The sequence below is a fragment of the Mariniflexile soesokkakense genome, from assembly GCF_039650365.1.
GTDB lineage: Bacteria > Bacteroidota > Bacteroidia > Flavobacteriales > Flavobacteriaceae > Mariniflexile > Mariniflexile soesokkakense.
Window position 1 is genome coordinate 795395 of record NZ_JAZHYP010000001.1, and the last position, 19465, is coordinate 814859.

General features: G+C 34.0%; 13 protein-coding genes. 6 read left to right on the top strand and 7 right to left on the bottom strand.

Annotated features, from left to right (window positions below; all coding sequences use genetic code 11):
* Positions 1-69: 69 nt before the first annotated feature.
* Both VP395_RS03775 and VP395_RS03780 read right to left on the bottom strand, forming a co-directional pair.
* Positions 70-2448 carry a sodium-translocating pyrophosphatase gene (locus VP395_RS03775; RefSeq protein WP_346240372.1) on the bottom strand — a complete coding sequence of 793 codons (2379 nt, stop codon included), beginning with the start codon at positions 2446-2448 and terminating at the stop codon, positions 70-72.
* Between the two features lie 129 nt (positions 2449-2577).
* Positions 2578-3105 (bottom strand): inorganic diphosphatase, encoded by a 528-nt coding sequence (locus tag VP395_RS03780; protein WP_346240373.1) that lies wholly within the window; start codon positions 3103-3105, stop codon positions 2578-2580.
* Between the two features lie 277 nt (positions 3106-3382).
* Here VP395_RS03780 and VP395_RS03785 point away from each other — a divergent pair, with 277 nt between their 5' ends.
* Entirely contained in the window at positions 3383-3682 is a 300-nt protein-coding gene (locus VP395_RS03785; protein ID WP_346240374.1) for a PID-CTERM protein-sorting domain-containing protein, read from the top strand.
* 222 nt (positions 3683-3904) lie between these two features.
* On the opposite strand, the gene VP395_RS03790 is transcribed toward VP395_RS03785, so the two are convergent.
* Entirely contained in the window at positions 3905-5260 is a 1356-nt protein-coding gene (locus tag VP395_RS03790) for a UDP-N-acetylmuramate--L-alanine ligase (RefSeq protein WP_346240375.1), read from the bottom strand.
* A gap of 229 nt (positions 5261-5489) precedes the next feature.
* Positions 5490-6443 carry a tetratricopeptide repeat protein gene (locus tag VP395_RS03795; RefSeq protein WP_346240376.1) on the bottom strand — a complete coding sequence of 318 codons (954 nt, stop codon included), beginning with the start codon at positions 6441-6443 and terminating at the stop codon, positions 5490-5492.
* A gap of 225 nt (positions 6444-6668) precedes the next feature.
* On the opposite strand from VP395_RS03795, the gene VP395_RS03800 reads away from it, so the two are divergent.
* From VP395_RS03800 to VP395_RS03815, 4 genes are all read left to right on the top strand, one after another.
* Entirely contained in the window at positions 6669-12740 is a 6072-nt protein-coding gene (locus tag VP395_RS03800; protein ID WP_346240377.1) for an alpha-2-macroglobulin family protein, read from the top strand.
* Positions 12741-12809: 69 nt separating this feature from the next.
* A complete protein-coding gene (locus VP395_RS03805; protein WP_346240378.1) occupies positions 12810-13184 on the top strand; it encodes a DoxX family membrane protein in 375 nt (124 codons plus the stop codon).
* A gap of 183 nt (positions 13185-13367) precedes the next feature.
* A complete protein-coding gene (locus tag VP395_RS03810; protein WP_346240379.1) occupies positions 13368-13868 on the top strand; it encodes a hypothetical protein in 501 nt (166 codons plus the stop codon).
* Between the two features lie 2 nt (positions 13869-13870).
* Positions 13871-15298, top strand: a complete 1428-nt coding sequence (locus tag VP395_RS03815) for a T9SS type A sorting domain-containing protein (protein ID WP_346240380.1) — start codon at positions 13871-13873, stop codon at positions 15296-15298.
* 1 nt (position 15299) lies between these two features.
* Here the strand turns inward: VP395_RS03815 and VP395_RS03820 are convergent, their stop codons facing one another.
* The 3 genes from VP395_RS03820 to VP395_RS03830 all read right to left on the bottom strand — a co-directional run bounded on the left by VP395_RS03820 (position 15300) and on the right by VP395_RS03830 (position 17609).
* Entirely contained in the window at positions 15300-15821 is a 522-nt protein-coding gene (locus tag VP395_RS03820) for a DUF4136 domain-containing protein (RefSeq protein WP_346240381.1), read from the bottom strand.
* Between the two features lie 77 nt (positions 15822-15898).
* Positions 15899-16891 carry a DUF6695 family protein gene (locus VP395_RS03825; protein ID WP_346240382.1) on the bottom strand — a complete coding sequence of 331 codons (993 nt, stop codon included), beginning with the start codon at positions 16889-16891 and terminating at the stop codon, positions 15899-15901.
* On the bottom strand, positions 16884-17609 hold the full coding sequence (locus tag VP395_RS03830) for an NRDE family protein (RefSeq protein ID WP_346240383.1): 726 nt from the start codon (positions 17607-17609) through the stop codon (positions 16884-16886). The genes VP395_RS03825 and VP395_RS03830 overlap by 8 nt, the downstream gene beginning before the upstream one ends.
* Before the next feature lie 151 nt (positions 17610-17760).
* Between VP395_RS03830 and pruA the strand changes: the two genes are divergently transcribed.
* On the top strand, positions 17761-19389 hold the full coding sequence (gene pruA / locus VP395_RS03835; RefSeq protein ID WP_346240384.1) for an L-glutamate gamma-semialdehyde dehydrogenase: 1629 nt from the start codon (positions 17761-17763) through the stop codon (positions 19387-19389).
* Positions 19390-19465: the final 76 nt, after the last annotated feature.

The following is a 19465-nucleotide window of genomic DNA, read 5'->3' on the forward strand; positions in this document are numbered from 1 at the left end:
CATGAATTATATAAAAAAGGAACCACGCTAAAAGCGTGGTTCCTTTTTTATATAATTAAATTCTTTGAATTAATTTACAACAGTATCTTCTTTTTGTTCTTCTTCTAAAGCTGCAATACTCGCTTTTACTTCAGATTCTTCACCTTTAAACGTTTCATAACTTGTTGTCTTTTCTCCATTATTGGTAATTACAGTAGTAACAATAGCTTTAACCGTACCATCTTCGTTATTATGCATATCAACTTTTACTTCCTTGGTTATTTCAACCTTTTCAGGTATATTATCAGAAACATAAGCGGTAACAACCTCAGAATTCAAAGCTATACTTGGTGCAATTACCAATGCCACAACAGACATTAATTTTAATAATATATTTAATGAAGGTCCTGATGTATCTTTAAACGGATCTCCAACAGTATCTCCAACTACAGCAGCTTTATGGGCATCTGTTCCTTTCCTGCCTTGTTCTTCAATAGTTTTTTTTGCATTATCCCAAGCACCACCAGCGTTCGATTGGAAGATTGCCATAAGCACACCACAAGTAGTAACACCCGCAAGTAACCCACCTAACATTTCAGCACCACCTATAAAACCTACAGCAACTGGTACTGCAATGGCCAACAAACCTGGTAAAACCATTTCTTTAATAGAAGCTTTTGTTGAAATATCTACGCATTTATCATATTCTGCATACCCATCGGCAGCATCAAAAATAGCTCTATCTTCTTTTGAAGCTTTACTCATATCAGAATCATACTTACGCATCACTTCCAGAGCTGCTTTTAATTGTGGAATATCTCTAAACTGACGACGTACTTCTTCAATCATCGCCATAGCTGCTCGACCTACCGCATTCATTGATAAAGCTGAGAACACAAAAGGCAACATACCTCCTACTAACAATCCTGCCATGATATTAGGCTTAGATACATCAATAGCTTTTATGTTTGCTGTATGCATAAACGCTGCAAATAAAGCCAAAGCAGTTAATGCCGCAGAAGCAATAGCAAAACCCTTACCAATAGCTGCAGTGGTGTTTCCAACAGCATCTAATTTGTCAGTACGTTCACGAACTTCTTTAGGTAATTCTGCCATTTCAGCAATACCACCTGCGTTATCAGAAATTGGACCGTAAGCATCAACAGCTAACTGAATTCCTGTGTTTGCCAACATACCTACTGCTGCAATAGCAATACCGTATAAACCTGCAAAATGATGAGATACCAATATAGCAGCGGCAATTAATAAAATAGGAATCATGGTAGACATCATACCAATACCTAAACCAGCGATGATATTTGTAGCTGCACCTGTTTCAGATTGTTTTACAATAGAATTCACTGGTCCTGTTCCTGTTCCTGTATAGTACTCAGTCACTTTTCCAACAGCTAAACCAGCTACTAAACCAGCTATGGTTGCCCAAAACACACCAATAGAAGAGTATTCAATACCTTCAAAACTCCAAGAAGCCGGAAGCATTTGATTGATGATGAAATAAGACGCCACAACCATTAAACCAGCTGAACCAAACTCACCAATATTTAAAGCTGTTTGAGGATTTCCCCCATCTTTTACTTTAACAAAAAATGTTCCGATAATAGACATGATAATTCCAACCGCAGCCAATACCAAAGGTAAATACACTGCTCCTAAACCATCAAAAGACCCTTGAAATTCTGGTAATACCGTAAAAATGGCTCCTAAAACCATGGTACCAATAATAGAACCCACGTAGGATTCAAATAAATCAGCCCCCATACCTGCAACATCACCTACATTATCACCTACATTGTCTGCAATAGTTGCAGGGTTTAATGGATGATCTTCAGGGATACCAGCTTCAACTTTCCCTACTAAATCTGCTCCAACATCGGCCGCTTTGGTATAAATACCTCCACCAACACGTGCAAATAATGCTATGGAAGACGCGCCTAGTGAAAATCCTGAAAGCACATTTAGTACCTCATTAATATTCCAACCTTGACCGCTATAAATCATGAACAATCCACTTAAACCTAAAACGCCTAAGCCAACAACTCCTAATCCCATAACAGCACCCCCTGCAAAAGCTACCTCTAAAGCTTTTCCTAAAGAGGTTCTAGCAGCACTAGTAGTTCTTACGTTGGCTTTGGTTGCTACTTTCATACCTATAAATCCTGCTAAAGCAGAACAAATAGCTCCAACAATAAACGATACAGCAACCATTCCGTTAGAACCAGCTTCATTCGCACCTTTAAAATATAATAATATAGCAACCGCTACAACAAATACTGATAAAATTTTATACTCTGCTTTTAAAAAAGACATGGCACCATCGGCAATGTTTTTCGCAATTCTAATCATTTTTTCATTTCCCTGATCTTGCTTAGTTACCCATGCACTTTTAATAAGCACAAATGCCAATGCCAAAACCCCAAAAAGTGGTAAAAATTTCACTATTATTTCCATATAAGTTTAGTTAGTTATTGATTAAATATTTTTTAACGGAGCTAAAAATAGGAAAATATAAGTGATAAAAAAAACCACCTTAAATTAAAGATGGTTCATTTATTTTTTTAAATATTGAGAATATCATAATTAGATAGTAAATGTTCTTTTTTTCTTGTGGTCACTTTCATCATAACGCTTCACACATTCGTGGTAAATTCTAATAGCATCTTTAGCATCTCCCCATCCACCAACATCAACTTTCTTTTCTTCTAAATCTTTATATACTTGAAAAAAATGTTCAATTTCTTTAAGACGGTGTGGGTTTAATTCTGAAATATCTTCTCGATTACTCCATACTGGGTCTGAAACGGGAACACAAATAATTTTTTCATCAGGACCTTTTTCATCCGTCATATAAAAAACACCAATTGGTTTTACTTCCATAACAACCATTGGAAAAGTTGGTTCAATACCTAAAACTAGCACATCTAGAGGATCTTTATCAAGAGCTAAAGTTTCAGGAATAAAACCATAATCACCTGGATACATCATAGATGAAAACAAGGTACGGTCAAAACGAATTTTATGTAATGTGAAGTCGTATTCATATTTATTTCTACTTCCTTTCGGTATTTCAATTAACACATCAAAAGTTAATGGGGTTTTCTCACTCATATTTTATTTTCTTTTTTAAAGGCACAAATATACTGAAAACCTCAGCGTTAAGCTATAAAAAACCATGTTGTTTTTGTGTTAATAATTGTTCTGTTTTATCAAAAAAAATTGTGTTTTTTTAGCTTAATTAAATAAAACTTAATAAAAACAGTGACCATTAACACAAACCTAATAAAACATTACAGTTAGGCTGTCAATCAATCTGTTTCACCGAAAAAATTTTGCAACAACTAATCATATGTTATTTTTGCAATAGGAATCAGTTAAAATAACAAATATGAAAACATTAAGTAAAATATTTTCAATAGCATTAGTGCTTTTGGCATTTACATTCACTACTAATACTAATGCCATACAAGGGCAAGGAGCCAACACAGGAGGTTCAGCTAACCAAGTACCTGGCACAGGACAAGGTGCAGGAGGCCCTGGTGATAGTTATGGCCCTGGTAATGGCGCAGGGCAAGGAAATCCTCAAAAAAACAAAGGCGACTCAATTCCATTAGATGGCGGTCTTGCTATTTTATTAGTTGGAGCTGCAGCTTTTGGCGTTAAAAAATTACGTAAAAAACAAGAGTAAACAATATAAAACAAAAAACAGCATCAAAAACGTTTTTGACGCTGTTTAATTTAATTATTTTTGTCTAATAAATCTGTATCGCTATTTCAGGGCAAGACATTTTCTAATCTTAACCATTTTTGATTAAAAAGTTTAAGTTTTACTAAAATGGAAATGTTGTACCTAATTTTGAACAAGTAAATTATGTTATAATGGAAACTTCATTATATAATATAAGTGTTTTCACTCTATCAACCCCTTAACCTCATTAAAATCAAGTCCACCATAATTACCAGAACTCATTAACAACAAAGCTTTGTTATTAAAGTTTTGTGAGAATAAATAGTTTTTAAAATCATCTGGGTTGGTGTAAATAATAAGGTCGTCTCGCTCAAAAGCCGTGGCTATTTGCTCGTGTGTAACCTCTTTTAGTTTTTTAATTTCTACGGCATGTGGCGAGTAAAACACAACAGCAACATCGGCAGCATCTAAAGTGCCTTTGTATTCTTTTAAAAATTCAGCATTTAAACTGCTATAGGTATGTAACTCTAAACAAGCCACTACGGTTCTGTTTTTGAACTGTTCTTTAACAGCATTGGTAGTCGCTTCTACTTTACTTGGCGAGTGTGCAAAATCTTTATAGGCTACACTGGTTTTGCTTTCTGCTATCTTTTCTAGGCGTTTACTGGCACCTTTAAAGGTGGCGATGGCTTCGTAAAAATCATCTTCATCTATTCCCATGTGTTGACAAATCCATTTAGCCCCTGCTAAATTATTTAGGTTGTGCTTCCCAAAAACTTCGATAGGTAGCGGACCTTCAGGAGTCTCAAGAAGTGTTTGTCCGTTATCAACGGTGTATTCGGGCGTTTGGTAAGGCAGTTTACGAATGGCATTAACCGAAGTTTCTACCACACGTTTTACTTCGGGGTCTTCTTCATTATAAGTAATACTACCACCGTTAACAATACTATCTACAAAAATGCGAAACTGCTCTACATAATTATTATAGGTTGGAAACACGTTGATATGATCCCATGCGATACCGCTTAACAGGGCTATATTGGGTTTGTATAAATGGAACTTCGGGCGTCTATCAATAGGCGAACTTAAATACTCGTCGCCTTCAAGTACTATAAAATCGTTGGTTTCGGTGAGTTTTACCATCACATCAAAACCTTCTAATTGTGCACCAACCATATAATCAACATCTCGATTGTGATAATGCATCACATGCAAAATCATAGACGTTATGGTGGTTTTTCCATGACTACCACCAATAACCACACGGGTTTTGTGCTTCGATTGTTCGTACAAAAACTCTGGGTAACTGTATATTTTTAAGCCTAATCCTTGTGCTTTTAACAGCTCAGGATTATCGGCTTTGGCGTGCATGCCAAGAACAACTGCATTGATAGAAATATTTATTTTTTCTGGAAACCAACCATAAGCTTCTGGCAATATCCCTTTTGCTTTCAATCTGGATTTTGAAGGTTCGAAAATTTCGTCGTCGCTACCTGTTACTTGATATCCTTTGTTGTGAAGTGCTAGGGCTAAATTATGCATGGCAGAGCCACCAATAGCTATAAAATGTACGTTCATTTATTAAGTGTTAAAGTTGCTAAGTTACAAAGTTTCAAAGTTAAAAAAGACTCTAATTTGCAAAGTTGTTGTTAACTGTAAACCGGGACTAAGACTGAAAACGGCTTATTGATTTGTGTTAGGGCTTACAGTGAAAATCCTTTTTGTGAGGTACGAGCAAAAAGATTGTAACCTTTCAATTCCGCTCAAGGTAAACTCCAAACTCGACTCGCAGGGGAACGACCGAATATTATAACTTTAATATTTTTATCTTTTCCTGTTTAAACGATTTGGTTTTTGGCGATTCGGCAAGTGCTAAATCGATGTACTTTAAAGCGGCTTCTTTATTTCTTTTATGGGCGTAAATTTGAGACAACCTATAGTGAGCCCAAGCTTTTGGGACACCATCTTCGGGCGAATAGTTTTTTAGATACGTTTGCAAACATTGTACGCCTTTTTGTAGTTCGATATTATATTCGGCAGCAATTTTACCCATTTCGTAATGGAGTGCATTGCGCTTATGTTTTTCCTTGGCTACTTCTAAATTTGCCAAAGCTTTTTCAGGTTGTTTTTGCTTTTCATAAAAGGTAGTCAGCTTATCATAACACCATAAAGAACCTCCATGGTTTATTGCCAATTTATAATATTTTTCGGCAAGTTCTGGTTCTTCATCGCATTCATAAATATAACCTTTTGCTAAATAGCCATCCACTCTTGATAGTTGCTCTAATTGATAAGCATACTTTAGCGCCATGTTTTTACTTCCACCTAAAATACCCGGTAATTTCATGTAATATTCAACCAATGCCCAACGTACGTTAATGTGCTTAGTGTCTAATTCGGCTGCTTTAAGAAATTCCGATTCAATATCACCAATCATTCCCAGTGCCGTTAATTTACTAACCGTTAAGGCTTTCATACCCATAGCACCACCATATTTATAATGATAATCGGCACTTTTGGGGTTGGCTTCAACTAATTGTTTATAGTTTTCTATGGCTTCATCCCATTTTTCTTGATGACCAAAGGCATCACCTAATAACTCAATAGCTTTTAAGTTTTTAGGTTGTTTTTTTAAATAAGCTGTTAATTCCATCTCAGCTTTTTCAAACTGTTTCTTCTTAAAAAAATAATCGATGCTATCTAACTGAGCCTGACCAAATGATACTAACGGAAAAAGTAATAGGTAAATAATTTTTTTCATCGGTTTATTCTTATTGTTTTTATCAGTCAGATACAATATTCATATAACTATTATCACTGCGTAACAAAAATTAGTCATGAATGTATCATTACATGATTTGTTAACAAATATCAAGACGTCTTTTTAACTAAAATTAAGTAATTTCACTCAATCAAGCAACCTATTCACTCATTTGTTATTTTTTGGAATAGCTTTTGAAAGTAATTTAGTGACAAATTTAATAAAATGAAACAATCAGTAATTTTTTTAACAATTCTTTTACTTTCAAACTTTGTCTATAGTCAAAAACCTAATTACAAAACACTTTGGCAAACGGTAGAAAAGCATGAAGTTGAAGGATTACCAAAGTCGGCTTTAAAGGTCTTGGAACAAATTTCAACCCTTGCAACTAAAGATGAAAACCAACCACAACTTATAAAAACCATGCTTTTTAAAAGCAAGTTTGCCTTGGTTTTAGAAGAAGATGCCCAGTTAAAAATAATTAACGATTTTAAAATCATAATTGAAAAAAGTTCGTTTCCAACAAAAAACATTCTAGAAAGCATTTTAGCTAATTTATATTGGCAATACTTCAACCAAAACCGTTGGCTCTTTTATAACCGTACCAAAACTGCTGAAAAAGTTGATACAACGGATTTTAGAACTTGGGATTTACAAACACTGTTTGATGAAATTCATTTGCATTACAAAAACTCATTGCAAAACGGGTTGATGTTGAAATTAGAACCTTTAAGTAACTACGATGCTATATTAATCATTCAAAAAAACTCTAAAATTTACAGACCTACATTGTTCGATTTTTTAACTCATGAAGCTTTAGATTTTTATAAAACCAACGAAACCCATATTACCAAACCTGCTTATAAATTTGAGATTGATAATCCAACATTTTCAAGTGATGCTTTTACCTTTTCGAATATTAAATTAAAGTCAAATGATTCCACTTCTTTACAGCTGAATGCTTTAAAAATTTATCAAGATTTAATTCAATTTCATATAAAGGACAAAGAACCTTTTGCTTTGACAGACGTAAATATTGAACGTTTAAAATTTGTGAATCAACATGCTACCTTTAGTGATAAAGAAACTTTATTATTAGAGGCCTTAAAAACAGAATCTGATAAATTAAAAGAGCATGAAGTTTCTGGATTATACCGTTTTGAAATTGCCTCCATTTACTATCAACAAAGCAACCAATACACTCCAAAAACCAATGAAAGCAACCGCTGGAAAGCGAAAGATGCTATTGATATTTGCAACAACATTATACAACAATTCCCTAAAAGTGATAGTGCAGAAAAAAGCAAACTTCTAAAAGATCAAATAGAACAACAATCGCTACAAATTACTGCCGAAAGTTATTTATCCATTCAACAACACAGTCGTTTATTGGTTAGTTATAAAAACATTGAAGCACTTCAATTTAACATCTATAAATTGACTAGAAAGCAATTGGAAAAATTCAATAAAATCTATAGAAAAGAAGAACAATTAGCATTTATAAAAATGTTAGATGCTTTAAAAACATGGGATAGCAAGCTACGAAACGAAAGCGATTTCCAAAATCACAGTACCGAAATTCTGATTCCAAAACTAAATAATGGCAGCTATTTGGTTTATGCATCCATTAAAAATGATGATGAAACATTTGCTTTCAGCACGATTCAAGTTACTAATTTGGCTTTGATTGAAACTGAAAGCGAACACTACAAAACATTTCAAATTATTGACAGAAACAACGGAAAACCTTTAAGTAATGCATCAGTTGAATTAAGTTTTTCTGAAAACAATAATAGAAACATTCAATCTGAAAATTTCACTACAAATAGTTTGGGACAAATTAAAATTGAGAAAACGAAAGACCGCTACAGAAACCTCTCTGTAAAAGTCAAGTATGCTAACGATACCGCTTATTTTGGCGATTATTATATTAACGCTAAATATAACACCGAAAAAGAAGACATCGAATACAAAGCTTTTATGTTCACCGACAGAAGCATTTACCGCCCTGGGCAAACCGTTTATTTTAAAGCCATTACTATGAAAACTAAAAACGGAAAATCGGAAGTAATGGCAAACGAATCTGTTTATGTTACTTTATATGACGTAAATGACGATGAAATAAAAGAGCTTGAATTCAAAACCAATGCATTCGGTTCTGTTTCGGGTGAATTTATACTACCTAGTAGTGGACTAAATGGGGAATATCACATTGAATTTGATGGCGAAGAAGAAGATTTTTATTTAGAGCATTACTTTTCGGTTGAAGAATACAAACGTCCAAAATTCGAAACAAAATTTAATCCTGTTACAGAAACTTATAAAGTTAATGACTCTGTAACCGTTAAAGGAACTGCTCTAGCTTACGCAGGTAGCAACATTACCAATGCTAAAGTTGTGTATCGAGTTCACAGAAAAGTGGAATATCCAAGATGGTATTTTTGGTACAGACCATGGTTTAACAGCGAACCTCAAGAAATTACATATGGAGAAAGTACAACCAATGATAAAGGTGAATTCGAAATTACTTTTAAAGCTATTCCCGATACAAGTGTTGATAAATCAAGTTTACCCATTTTTAACTACGAAATTACTGCAGATATTACGGATTTAAATGGCGAAACCCGAAGTGCCACAACTATTGCGAATGTGGGGTATCATGTTTTGATTGCTAATATGACTTTGGACGACAAACTCGACAAAACCAACAAAGACCATAAAATCACCCTTGATACTAAAAACCTAAATGGCGAATTTGTTCCAGCCAAAGGCGTAGTTAAAATTTACAAATTACAAGCACCAAACGCGGTTGTAAGAACCAGACCTTGGGCTGCACCCGATTATCAAGATTTTTCTGAAGAAGCATTTAAAACCCTGTTTCCACATGATGCTTATACCAATGAACACCAATCTAGTAATTGGGATAAAGGCGATTTGATTTTTGAGAAAAACTTCGACACCGAAAAATCAAAAAAACTTCCTTTAGGAAATATTAAAAAATGGGAATCTGGTCAATACATCATCACTTTAGAAAGCAAAGATAAATTTCACCAATTGGTTAAAGATGAAATAAAAACGACACTTTATAGCGATGCTGATAAAACATTAGCCGATAATCAATTGTTCAGCATCACAACAGACAAACCCATTTATAAAGTAGGTGAAACTGCTATTGTAACTTTAGCTTCGGCTGCCGAAAATGTGAGTGTTACCATAACTATTGAAAAGGATCATAAGATTGTTAAAGCAGAAACAGTTCAACTAAATAACAACAAAAAAAGCATTTCAATTCCTATTGAAAATGAAGATGTTGGTGGGTTTGCAGTCAATTTTAGTTTCTCTGCGTTTAATAGTTATCAATCAGGAACCGAAATAATTTCAGTGCCTTATCCTAAAACAGATTTAGATATTGAGACTAGTACTTTTCGAGATAAATTAAAACCTGGAACCGACGAAACTTGGAGTTTTAAAATTAAAGGCCCACAAGGTGATAAAGTAGCTGCCGAATTATTAGCCAGTATGTACGATGCTTCTTTAGACCAGTTTAAACCACATACTTGGAATTTCAACCCTATTAATAATCAAATGTATTACACTTATAATAGCAGTTATGCCCATCGAAGTTTTGGCACACAAAATTTTAGGGTTTATAACAAAAGTCTAAGTTTAAACTATACAAGAAAATATTATGATGAACTGAATTGGTTTGGATTTTACTTTGGAAATAACAATAATATAAGAATTAGAGGAACTGCAAGTGTTTCAAAAGCTGGAATTGGAAAAGCTGGAATTGCAATCGAAGAAGACATGGAAACAATTGCTTTTTCAAAAGTTAGTGACAATGCAAGCTTAGATGAAGTGGTAATGGTTGGTTATGCCGAAATGAAAAAAGAAACTTTAAATGCACCTCCGGCTCCAAATAGCCCTGAATTTATTGAAGAAAAAACAACCTTCGATAGTGTACAAATTAGAAAAAACTTGCAAGAAACCGCCTTTTTCTTCCCACAATTACAAACCGACAAAGAAGGCAATGTGAGTTTTAGTTTCACCACACCAGAAGCATTAACACAATGGAAATTGCAATTATTAGCCCATACCAAAATTTTAGAAAGAGCCACTAAAACCTTAACAACCGTTACTCAAAAAGAATTGATGGTTATTCCAAACGTGCCACGGTTTTTACGCCAAGGTGATGACATAACCATCAGTACTAAAATCGCAAACCTAACAGACAAACAGCTTTCTGGACACGTAATTTTAGTGTTAACAGATGCTGTTTCTGGAAATGCTATTGATTCTAAACTTGGAAATTCAGCAAATAACAAATCGTTTACAGTTAATGCAAAAGGCAATACACAAGTATCTTGGAATTTATCAATTCCTGATGATGTGGATATGGTTCAATATAAAATAATAGCAAAATCTGGCACGTATAGCGATGGCGAGCAAAACGCGCTTCCTGTTTTAAGTAACCGCATATTAGTTACTGAAACCTTGCCGATGTGGATTCGCAGTAACGAAACCAAAACGTTCACTTTAGATAAGTTAAAAACGAACACCTCTACAACCCTTAAAAACCATAAATTAATTTTGGAAATAACTTCCAACCCAGCGTGGTATGCGGTACAGGCACTACCCTATTTAATGGAATATCCATATGAATGTAATGAACAAACGTTTAGTCGTTTTTATGCGAATGTGTTAGCAAGTGATATTGCTAATTCAAACCCCAGAATTCAAGAAGTGTTTAATCAATGGAAAAACTCAGACGCACTTGTTTCTAACTTGGAAAAAAATGAAGAATTAAAATCTATTCTCATTCAAGAAACACCTTGGTTGCGTGATGCACAAAGTGAAACCGAACAGAAAAAACGCATTGCTTTGTTATTCGATTTAAATAAAATGAATAACGAATTACAATCAGCTAAACGTAAACTTGAAAACAACCAATTGAGCAACGGCGCTTGGGCTTGGTTTAATGGCGGACGCGAAAACAGATACATCACACAACACATCATTACTGGTTTTGGCCATTTAAAACAACTAAATATCACCCTGAGCGCAGTAGAAGGGTCAAAAATGATAGAAAAAGCTATGAACTATCTAGATGCTGAATTTGTTAAAGAATACAAAGACATAAGAAAATACAATGCGAAAATTGATTTAACCAAAGACCATTTAAGCTACACGCAACTACATTATTTATACATGCGAAGCTTTTATTCTGAGATTAAAAAATCGAAAGAAGTTGAAGACATCACGAAATATTATCAAACACAAATTCAAAAGTATTGGTTGAGTCATTCCCTATATTCAAAAGGTTTAATGGCTTTAGTTGTTGAAAGATTGGGTGATAAAACCACGTCATCCAAAATTTTAAAATCACTAAAAGAAACTAGCATTATTAATGATGAATTAGGTATGTATTGGAAAGAAAACACCAATTCATGGCACTGGTATCAAGCTCCTATTGAAACACAAGCCTTATTAATTGAAACTTTTTCTGAAATTGAAAACGACACCAAAACCATCGATAATTTAAAAATCTGGTTGCTTAAAAACAAGCAAACCAATCAATGGAAAACCACAAAAGCAACTACCAAAGCAGTATATGCGCTTTTGCTACAAGGTAGTGATTGGTTAAGTGTAACCGATGCTGTTGAAGTAGTTTTAGGTAGACAAAAAATGGAGCCTTCAAAATTAGACAATGTTAAAGTTGAAGCTGGAACAGGTTATTACAAAACGTCTTGGACTTCATCTGAAATTATACCAAAAATGGCAGAAGTTACTTTAACTAAAAAAGGAAATGGAATTGCTTGGGGAAGTTTATACTGGCAATATTTTGAAGATTTAGATAAAATATCTTCGGGAGAAACACCACTTAAATTGAAGAAAAAGTTATTCCTTAAAAAAAACACGGATACTGGTGAAGAAATTTCAGAAATCACGAATGAGTCGCATTTAAAAGTGGGAGATTTGGTTCGTGTTCGCATTGAATTACAAAGTGACCGCGCCATGGAGTTTATCCACATGAAAGATATGCGCGCTTCAGGATTAGAACCTGTAAATGTGCTTTCGCAATACAAATGGCAAGACGGTTTGGGATACTATGAAAGTACCAAAGATGCGTCAACCAATTTCTTTTTCGATTATTTACCAAAAGGCGTTTATGTGTTTGAATATGATTTACGCATAAATAATGCCGGTAATATGAGCAATGGCATTACCACCATTCAAAGTATGTATGCTCCAGAATTTGGCAGCCACAGCGAAGGAGTTCGTTTGTTAGTTAAGTAATACAATTACGACTTATACCATGAAAAATTGATTATCTTTCGTGGCATTAACAAAAACATATTTTAAATTATGAATAAAGCATTCACTGTTACTCGCATTATTTTCGGAGTTTTAATCACAATTTTTGGAGCCAACAAATTTTTTAATTTCATGCCTGCACCAGAAGAATTGCCCGAAGATGTTATGAATTATATGATGGCACTTATGACTACAAAAACTTTATATCTTGTAGGTGCTGTTGAAGTCATCGCAGGGTTATCATTTATATTTAATAAATATGGCGCATTAATGGCTATAATTTTAATGAGTGTTTCAATTAACGCTGTACTATTTCATATTTTTTTAGGACCAGCAGACATTATGGGAGCTTTAATATTATTAATTTTAAATATAGTGATGCTGTATGCATATAGAGACAAGTACAAAGACTTACTTGCTGAATAAACTTTTAAAGCGGCTATCTGAAAAATGTAATTCTGTGTCATATTGAGCCTGTCGGAATATTTTAACTAACTGATAATCAATATCAATTTTAACAAGATCAACCTGACAAAGTAAATATAATACACTTTTCAGATAGCCGCTTTTTTTATAATTAACTTTACCTCTAGAGAAAATCACACAAAATTGAAAACCAAATCATTAAATAATTACACCTATACCTTTTTGCTATTATTACTAGCTTTACACATTTCGTGTGCTTCAAAAAAAAATATAGTTATTGAAAATATAAATAAAGACAGCCTCCCAAAACTTGTTTTTTTAAATTACACTATTTCAAGAAATGATAGTGGTGAAAAAAACATTCAATTCATAAATAAAAAAATTACGGACGGAAAGCTGAAAAACAATAATTACATTAAAATAGGTGAAATTGAAGATTTAAAATGCCTTCAATTAGATAAAGATTCCACCGAAATAACATCAGTTACCATAAAAAACCCTTTATCGAAAATTATTGAATTTGTTAACGATTCTCTTATATTTGAAAAGAAAAAAACAGACTTACAGAACGCTCCATTTACTATAAGATTGCAATTGCATAGCCAAACCAAGTTTATAGCTATTAACGAGGTAACCGATTCGCTTCAAAATACAAAGACTTTAATTATTACAAAGTTAGATTAACAATGAAACAACTTTTTTACTTCTTTTTATTTGTTAGTTTCCAATGTGTTTCGGCTCAAGTTTTTGAGAAAGAAACCATTAAAAATTCTGGTGACAATGATAAAAGAATTAATTTAGTTATTTTAAGTGAAGGCTATCAAACAGGCGAATTAGCACAGTTTAAAACCGATGCTACAAACTTTGTAAATGCTATGTTTGGCCAGTCACCTTTTAAAGAATACACAAGTTATTTTAATGTACATATTATAAAAGTGCCTTCCACCCAAAGTGGTGCAGACCACCCTGGAACGGCCACTGATGTTACAGAACCTGCATCTCCAGTTAGGTTTGTTGACACCTATTTTAACGCTACTTTTGATTCATTTGGTTTTCATCGATTACTTTTTTACGAAATTGATGGTAATTATGCGAATAATACAGAAATAAAAATCAATAGTGTTTTAGCTGATAATTTCCCTACCTACGACCAAGCTCTTATTTTGGTAAACTCTACTATTTACGGTGGAAGCGGCGGCGAATTCCCCATGGCTTCAAAAGGCGTTAGCAATGGCGTTAGCTCTACTGAAATCGCTATTCATGAATTGGGACATTCTATGTTCAACTTAAAAGATGAGTACTTTCCGCTTGAAGAAGGTTATTTTGGTGAAGCCATTAATATGACCCAACAAAACAGCCCCAGTTTGGTAAAGTGGAAAAATTGGATGAACACAAATGGCATCAGTACTTACCAATATAACAATTCTGGTTTTGCTGCCAATTGGTACAGACCTCACCAAGGTTGCAAAATGCGCTATTTAAGTTATCCATTTTGCGCAGTTTGTAAAGAAGGTGTGATTGAAAAAATACATACTTTGGTTTCACCAATTGATTCTTACTCACCAATTTCAAATTCAATAACCAGCCCAACGTTTCCTATCCATTTTCATTTGAATTTAATAAAACCAATTCCTAATACCTTAAAAAGTATTTGGACTCTTAACGCTTCAAATTTCACAAATGATGTTGATGATATAAACGTTTTAGAAAGCGATTTAAATACAGGTATAAATACATTAACAGTTGCCGTAAATGATCCTTCTTCATTTTTAAAAGTCGACAATCACGACTCCTTTCATGTTTATACAGTTACTTGGACTATTGATAATTCTGCACTTGGCATTAAAGGCATTACCAGCTACATTGCCAATTATAATATTGCCATGTATCCAAATCCAACCAACACTATTGTAAATTTTAAATTTGAAAGTGATAACAATGCACAGCTAAAAGTTGTTATTTCCAGTTTAGATGGAAAAAAAATAAAAATACTGTCTATCGAAAATCATCACACCAACCAAGTAGATATTAGTAATTTAAGCACTGGTATGTACTTGACCCATTTTTATTCTGGAAACACGCTTATTGCAAGCAAAAAATTAGTTAAAAATTAACTTATTTCTTTGGTGGATATGCAGCTAATACTTTTTCAGTTAGAGCATTAAACAGTTGTTCGCGTTTTTCTGGGGTTGCGTTTGGGTTAAAACTTGATTCAGTCACAGCTTGCCAGAAGAGTTGTTTTTTGTTTTCATCAACAAAATCTATAGCTATTTGTCGGTTTACATTAGCTTGACCAATAGGCAACCCTATAGAAATACCACCACCCATATTACGTCCGCCACCACCTAAGCCAACGCCTACGGTATTACGTTGTACTTCTTGGTATTCGCTACTTTTAATATCTATAAAAAAATCTGGCGTATCTGATAAGACAAAACCTTTAGCTGTCATTTCAGTATCTAAAGCATCCAACAATCGCTTGGTATCTAATTCACTTAAACCAGTTTGCATATCACTATAATAATTATAGGTTTTGTATTTTGAAAAATTAGTTCCTTTTTCAAAATCGTAATTAACACGAATAGGTGCACACGATATTATTAAAAGAAGTAAGATGATGGTTTTAAGAAATTTCATAACTTAAATTTTTATTATAAAGTTAATCAAAAATTATTCCATGGTTTTTCCTTTAACAAAAAATCCAGACAGAAATATTAAACCCGCTTCACAAACCTAAAAACCATATCATTCTGTTTTACATGAAAAAATTTGCAGTTTGAATAATGTACAAACTCAAAAGTTTCGTGGTAATTAAAGTTTTCACTTTCAACCATAAAAATAGCTTCAACATCAACATTCCCAACAGGTGAAATTCTTCTAAAAAGATACTCTAATTTGTTTTCTGTTATGTGCAACTCAAACCACGCTCCTGCCGCAATACCCGGTAACCACTGTGCCTTTTCATGCAAACCATTAACTGGTTTCGGCTCTAAAGTACCCATAAAATTTGGTGTATGACTTTTAAGTTTATCTAAAAAACAACGCACATTTTCACTTTTTTGAGACCCTTCAAATTTTGAAATCACACCTGTTTCGCTCACTTCAAAAGCATGCGTTTCTGTATTTGCCAACAACACATTACCTACCGTACTAGGTGTAAACCATTTGGAGTTTTCGAGATTCTTTTTAATAGTAACATCTGTAACCGATGCAATAAGAGTATCTGTTACAAAACGTGCACAATTACACGCCTCTTTTATAAAAGCTGCATAACGAATAAAATGCTTTTCTTGCATGTTGGTAATATGAGTACGTGCCTTTTTATAGTCGACCTCATTACAAACCGATGCTAGCATTTTACCCTCACCATGTGTTAGTTTTGGGTGAGTTGCTAAAAACTCTAAAATAGTGTTTAAATTGATTATTTTATTGTTTTTTATTTCTGCTACTAAGGGGAAGTACAGCTCATTATCGGTATCACTTCCTCGAACACGCCCTGTGGGTTCGGGTGTGATGTAACGACCAAAATCGTGGTATTCTAAAATACCAGTTTCTTTGTTTACAAGCACCAGAGCCGCATGACCTGCACGTAAATAATTCTTTTTCCCGACACCTAAAAACCTTAAAAATGGCGAAAACCATTCTTTAGACACCATTACAATAGTTTCTGGATAAGCTAAGGTTAAAATTATACCCGTATTATTCATTTATAATTTCGGGAAAATGGAAAGTTTTACTTGTAATGGTTTTATTTTGAAGATTTTGATGATACATTTCAAGCGATTCACTAAATTTTTCAATTTGCGTAATACTGGTTGTTTTTACAAACCCACGATTCATTATAACACCATAATCCTTATTATTAGCACCTGCTGTTTTATGAAACTTCAGGATTGTTTGTGCGTTCAAATCATTTTCAGCCTTAAAATCGTCAAACCATTGTTGGCGTTCTTGCTTCATTTCAGAAGTATATAATGTAGAAGATGACCACATTTTTGGCTCTAAGGGCAGTTCTTTTAGGTGTTTTTCGATGCCATCCCAAACCAATTCGTAAAACTTCAAAACAGTATTCCAATCTACAAGTACCATGGTAAATGGTTCAATTTTATCAAAATCATAGGTTTCAATAGTTGCTAAAATGTTTTCAGAAGTTAAAAAATCTAAAGCAATCACTCCTCTACTTTTCTTGTAATCCTCCTTGCGTTCATGAATAGTAAATGCACCATTCAGCACACAAACCACTCTATTTTTTTCACTTAAACCAATCCATGTCCCACCTGAAAGTTCGTCCATTGGAAATAACAGTTTAGTTTCCTTGTTTATATAAAAATCTGGAGGAAGCGATTTTCTATTAGGAGCCTCGTCTCTATTCGAGGTTAACACAAAATCATGGTCTCCTTTTGGAATAATAGTTACTGTACACATAAAAACTGTAGTCTGAAAACACGTTAGCAACTTACAAAAAATAAATAAACTTTAACGTGCTTTTAATACCCAATCCACCCCATAAATCGTTTGAAAATTCGTAGATTTGTAGCCTATTTACTGATAATTCAACAACAAAAACAAACAAATCATGGGAAAAGGTTTTTTTAATGTGCCAATTGCGGTTAACGAACCTGTAAAAAGTTACGCACCAGGAACCCCTGAACGCGACGCTGTACTGAAGGCTTACAAGGAAATGTATAATAGCACCATTGACGTGCCTTTATATATTAATGGAGAGAATATAACAACCGGAAACACTAAAACCATGTCACCTCCACACGACCACAAACATGTGGTAGGAACCTATCATTTAGCAGAAAAAACACATATAGACAAAGCTATTGCAACCGCTTTAGAAGCGAGAAAAGCATGGTCGTTAATGCCTTGGGAACAACGTGCAGCCATATTTTTAAAAGCTGCTGAACTAGTTGCCGGTCCTTACCGTTACAAAATTAATGCTGCTACCATGATAGCGCAATCAAAAAACATTTTTCAAGCAGAAATTGATGCCGCATGTGAATTAGTAGACTTTTTGCGTTTTAATGTACAGTACATGACAGAAATCTACAGTGAGCAACCAAAAAGCACCAATGACGCTTGGAACAGAGTTGAATACAGACCTTTAGAAGGTTTCACTTATGCTGTAACGCCTTTTAATTTTACTGCCATTGCTGGAAATTTACCTGCATGTATGGCCCTAATGGGTAATGTTGTGGTTTGGAAACCAAGTGACAGCCAAGTGTATTCTGCTAAAGTAATTATGGATATTTTTGAAGAAGCGGGTGTACCGCCAGGTGTTATTAATGTTGTTTTTGGAGACCCCGTTATGATTTCTAAAACTGTATTGTCAAGTCCAGATTTCTCTGGTTTACACTTTACAGGTTCTACCTTCATTTTTAAGGAACTTTGGAAACAAATAGGCAACAACATACACAATTACAAAACCTACCCAAGAATTGTTGGGGAAACTGGTGGAAAAGATTTTATAATGGCTCATAAAAGTGCCGATGCAAAACAAGTAGCTACTGCTATTATAAGAGGTGCTTTTGAGTTTCAAGGTCAAAAATGTAGTGCAGCTTCTAGAGCTTACATCCCAAAAAGTTTATGGAGTAAAGTTAAGACGCTTATTATAGAGGATATAAAATCTTTTAAAATGGGATCGCCAGAAGATATGGGTAATTTTATTACTGCTGTTATTCATGAGGGCTCTTTTGATAAATTGGCTAAGTATATTGATGCTGCAAAAGCGGATAGCGATGTAGAAATTATTGCCGGTGGCAACTACGATAAGAGTAAAGGCTATTTTATAGAACCTACAGTTATTGTAACAACAAATCCAAATTACACCACCATGCATACAGAATTATTTGGTCCTGTAATTACTATTTACATCTACGAAGATGATGCCTATGCAGAAACTTTAAAACTAGTAGATAGTACGAGTGAATATGCGTTAACAGGAGCTATTTTATCAAAAGACAGATATGCTATTACTCAAGCAACAACAGCATTGCAAAATTGCGCTGGAAACTTCTACATTAACGACAAATGTACTGGTGCCGTTGTTGGCCAACAGCCTTTTGGTGGCGCACGTGCCTCTGGAACGAACGATAAAGCAGGAAGCCCTCAAAACTTATTACGTTGGGTATCGCCAAGGTTAATAAAAGAAACCTTTGTAACACCAACAGATTATCGTTACCCATTTTTGGGAGAATAATAGATTCTTTTATTTCATACTATAAAAAATGCTGTCAAATTTGACAGCATTTTTTATAGTATGTTTTAATATTATC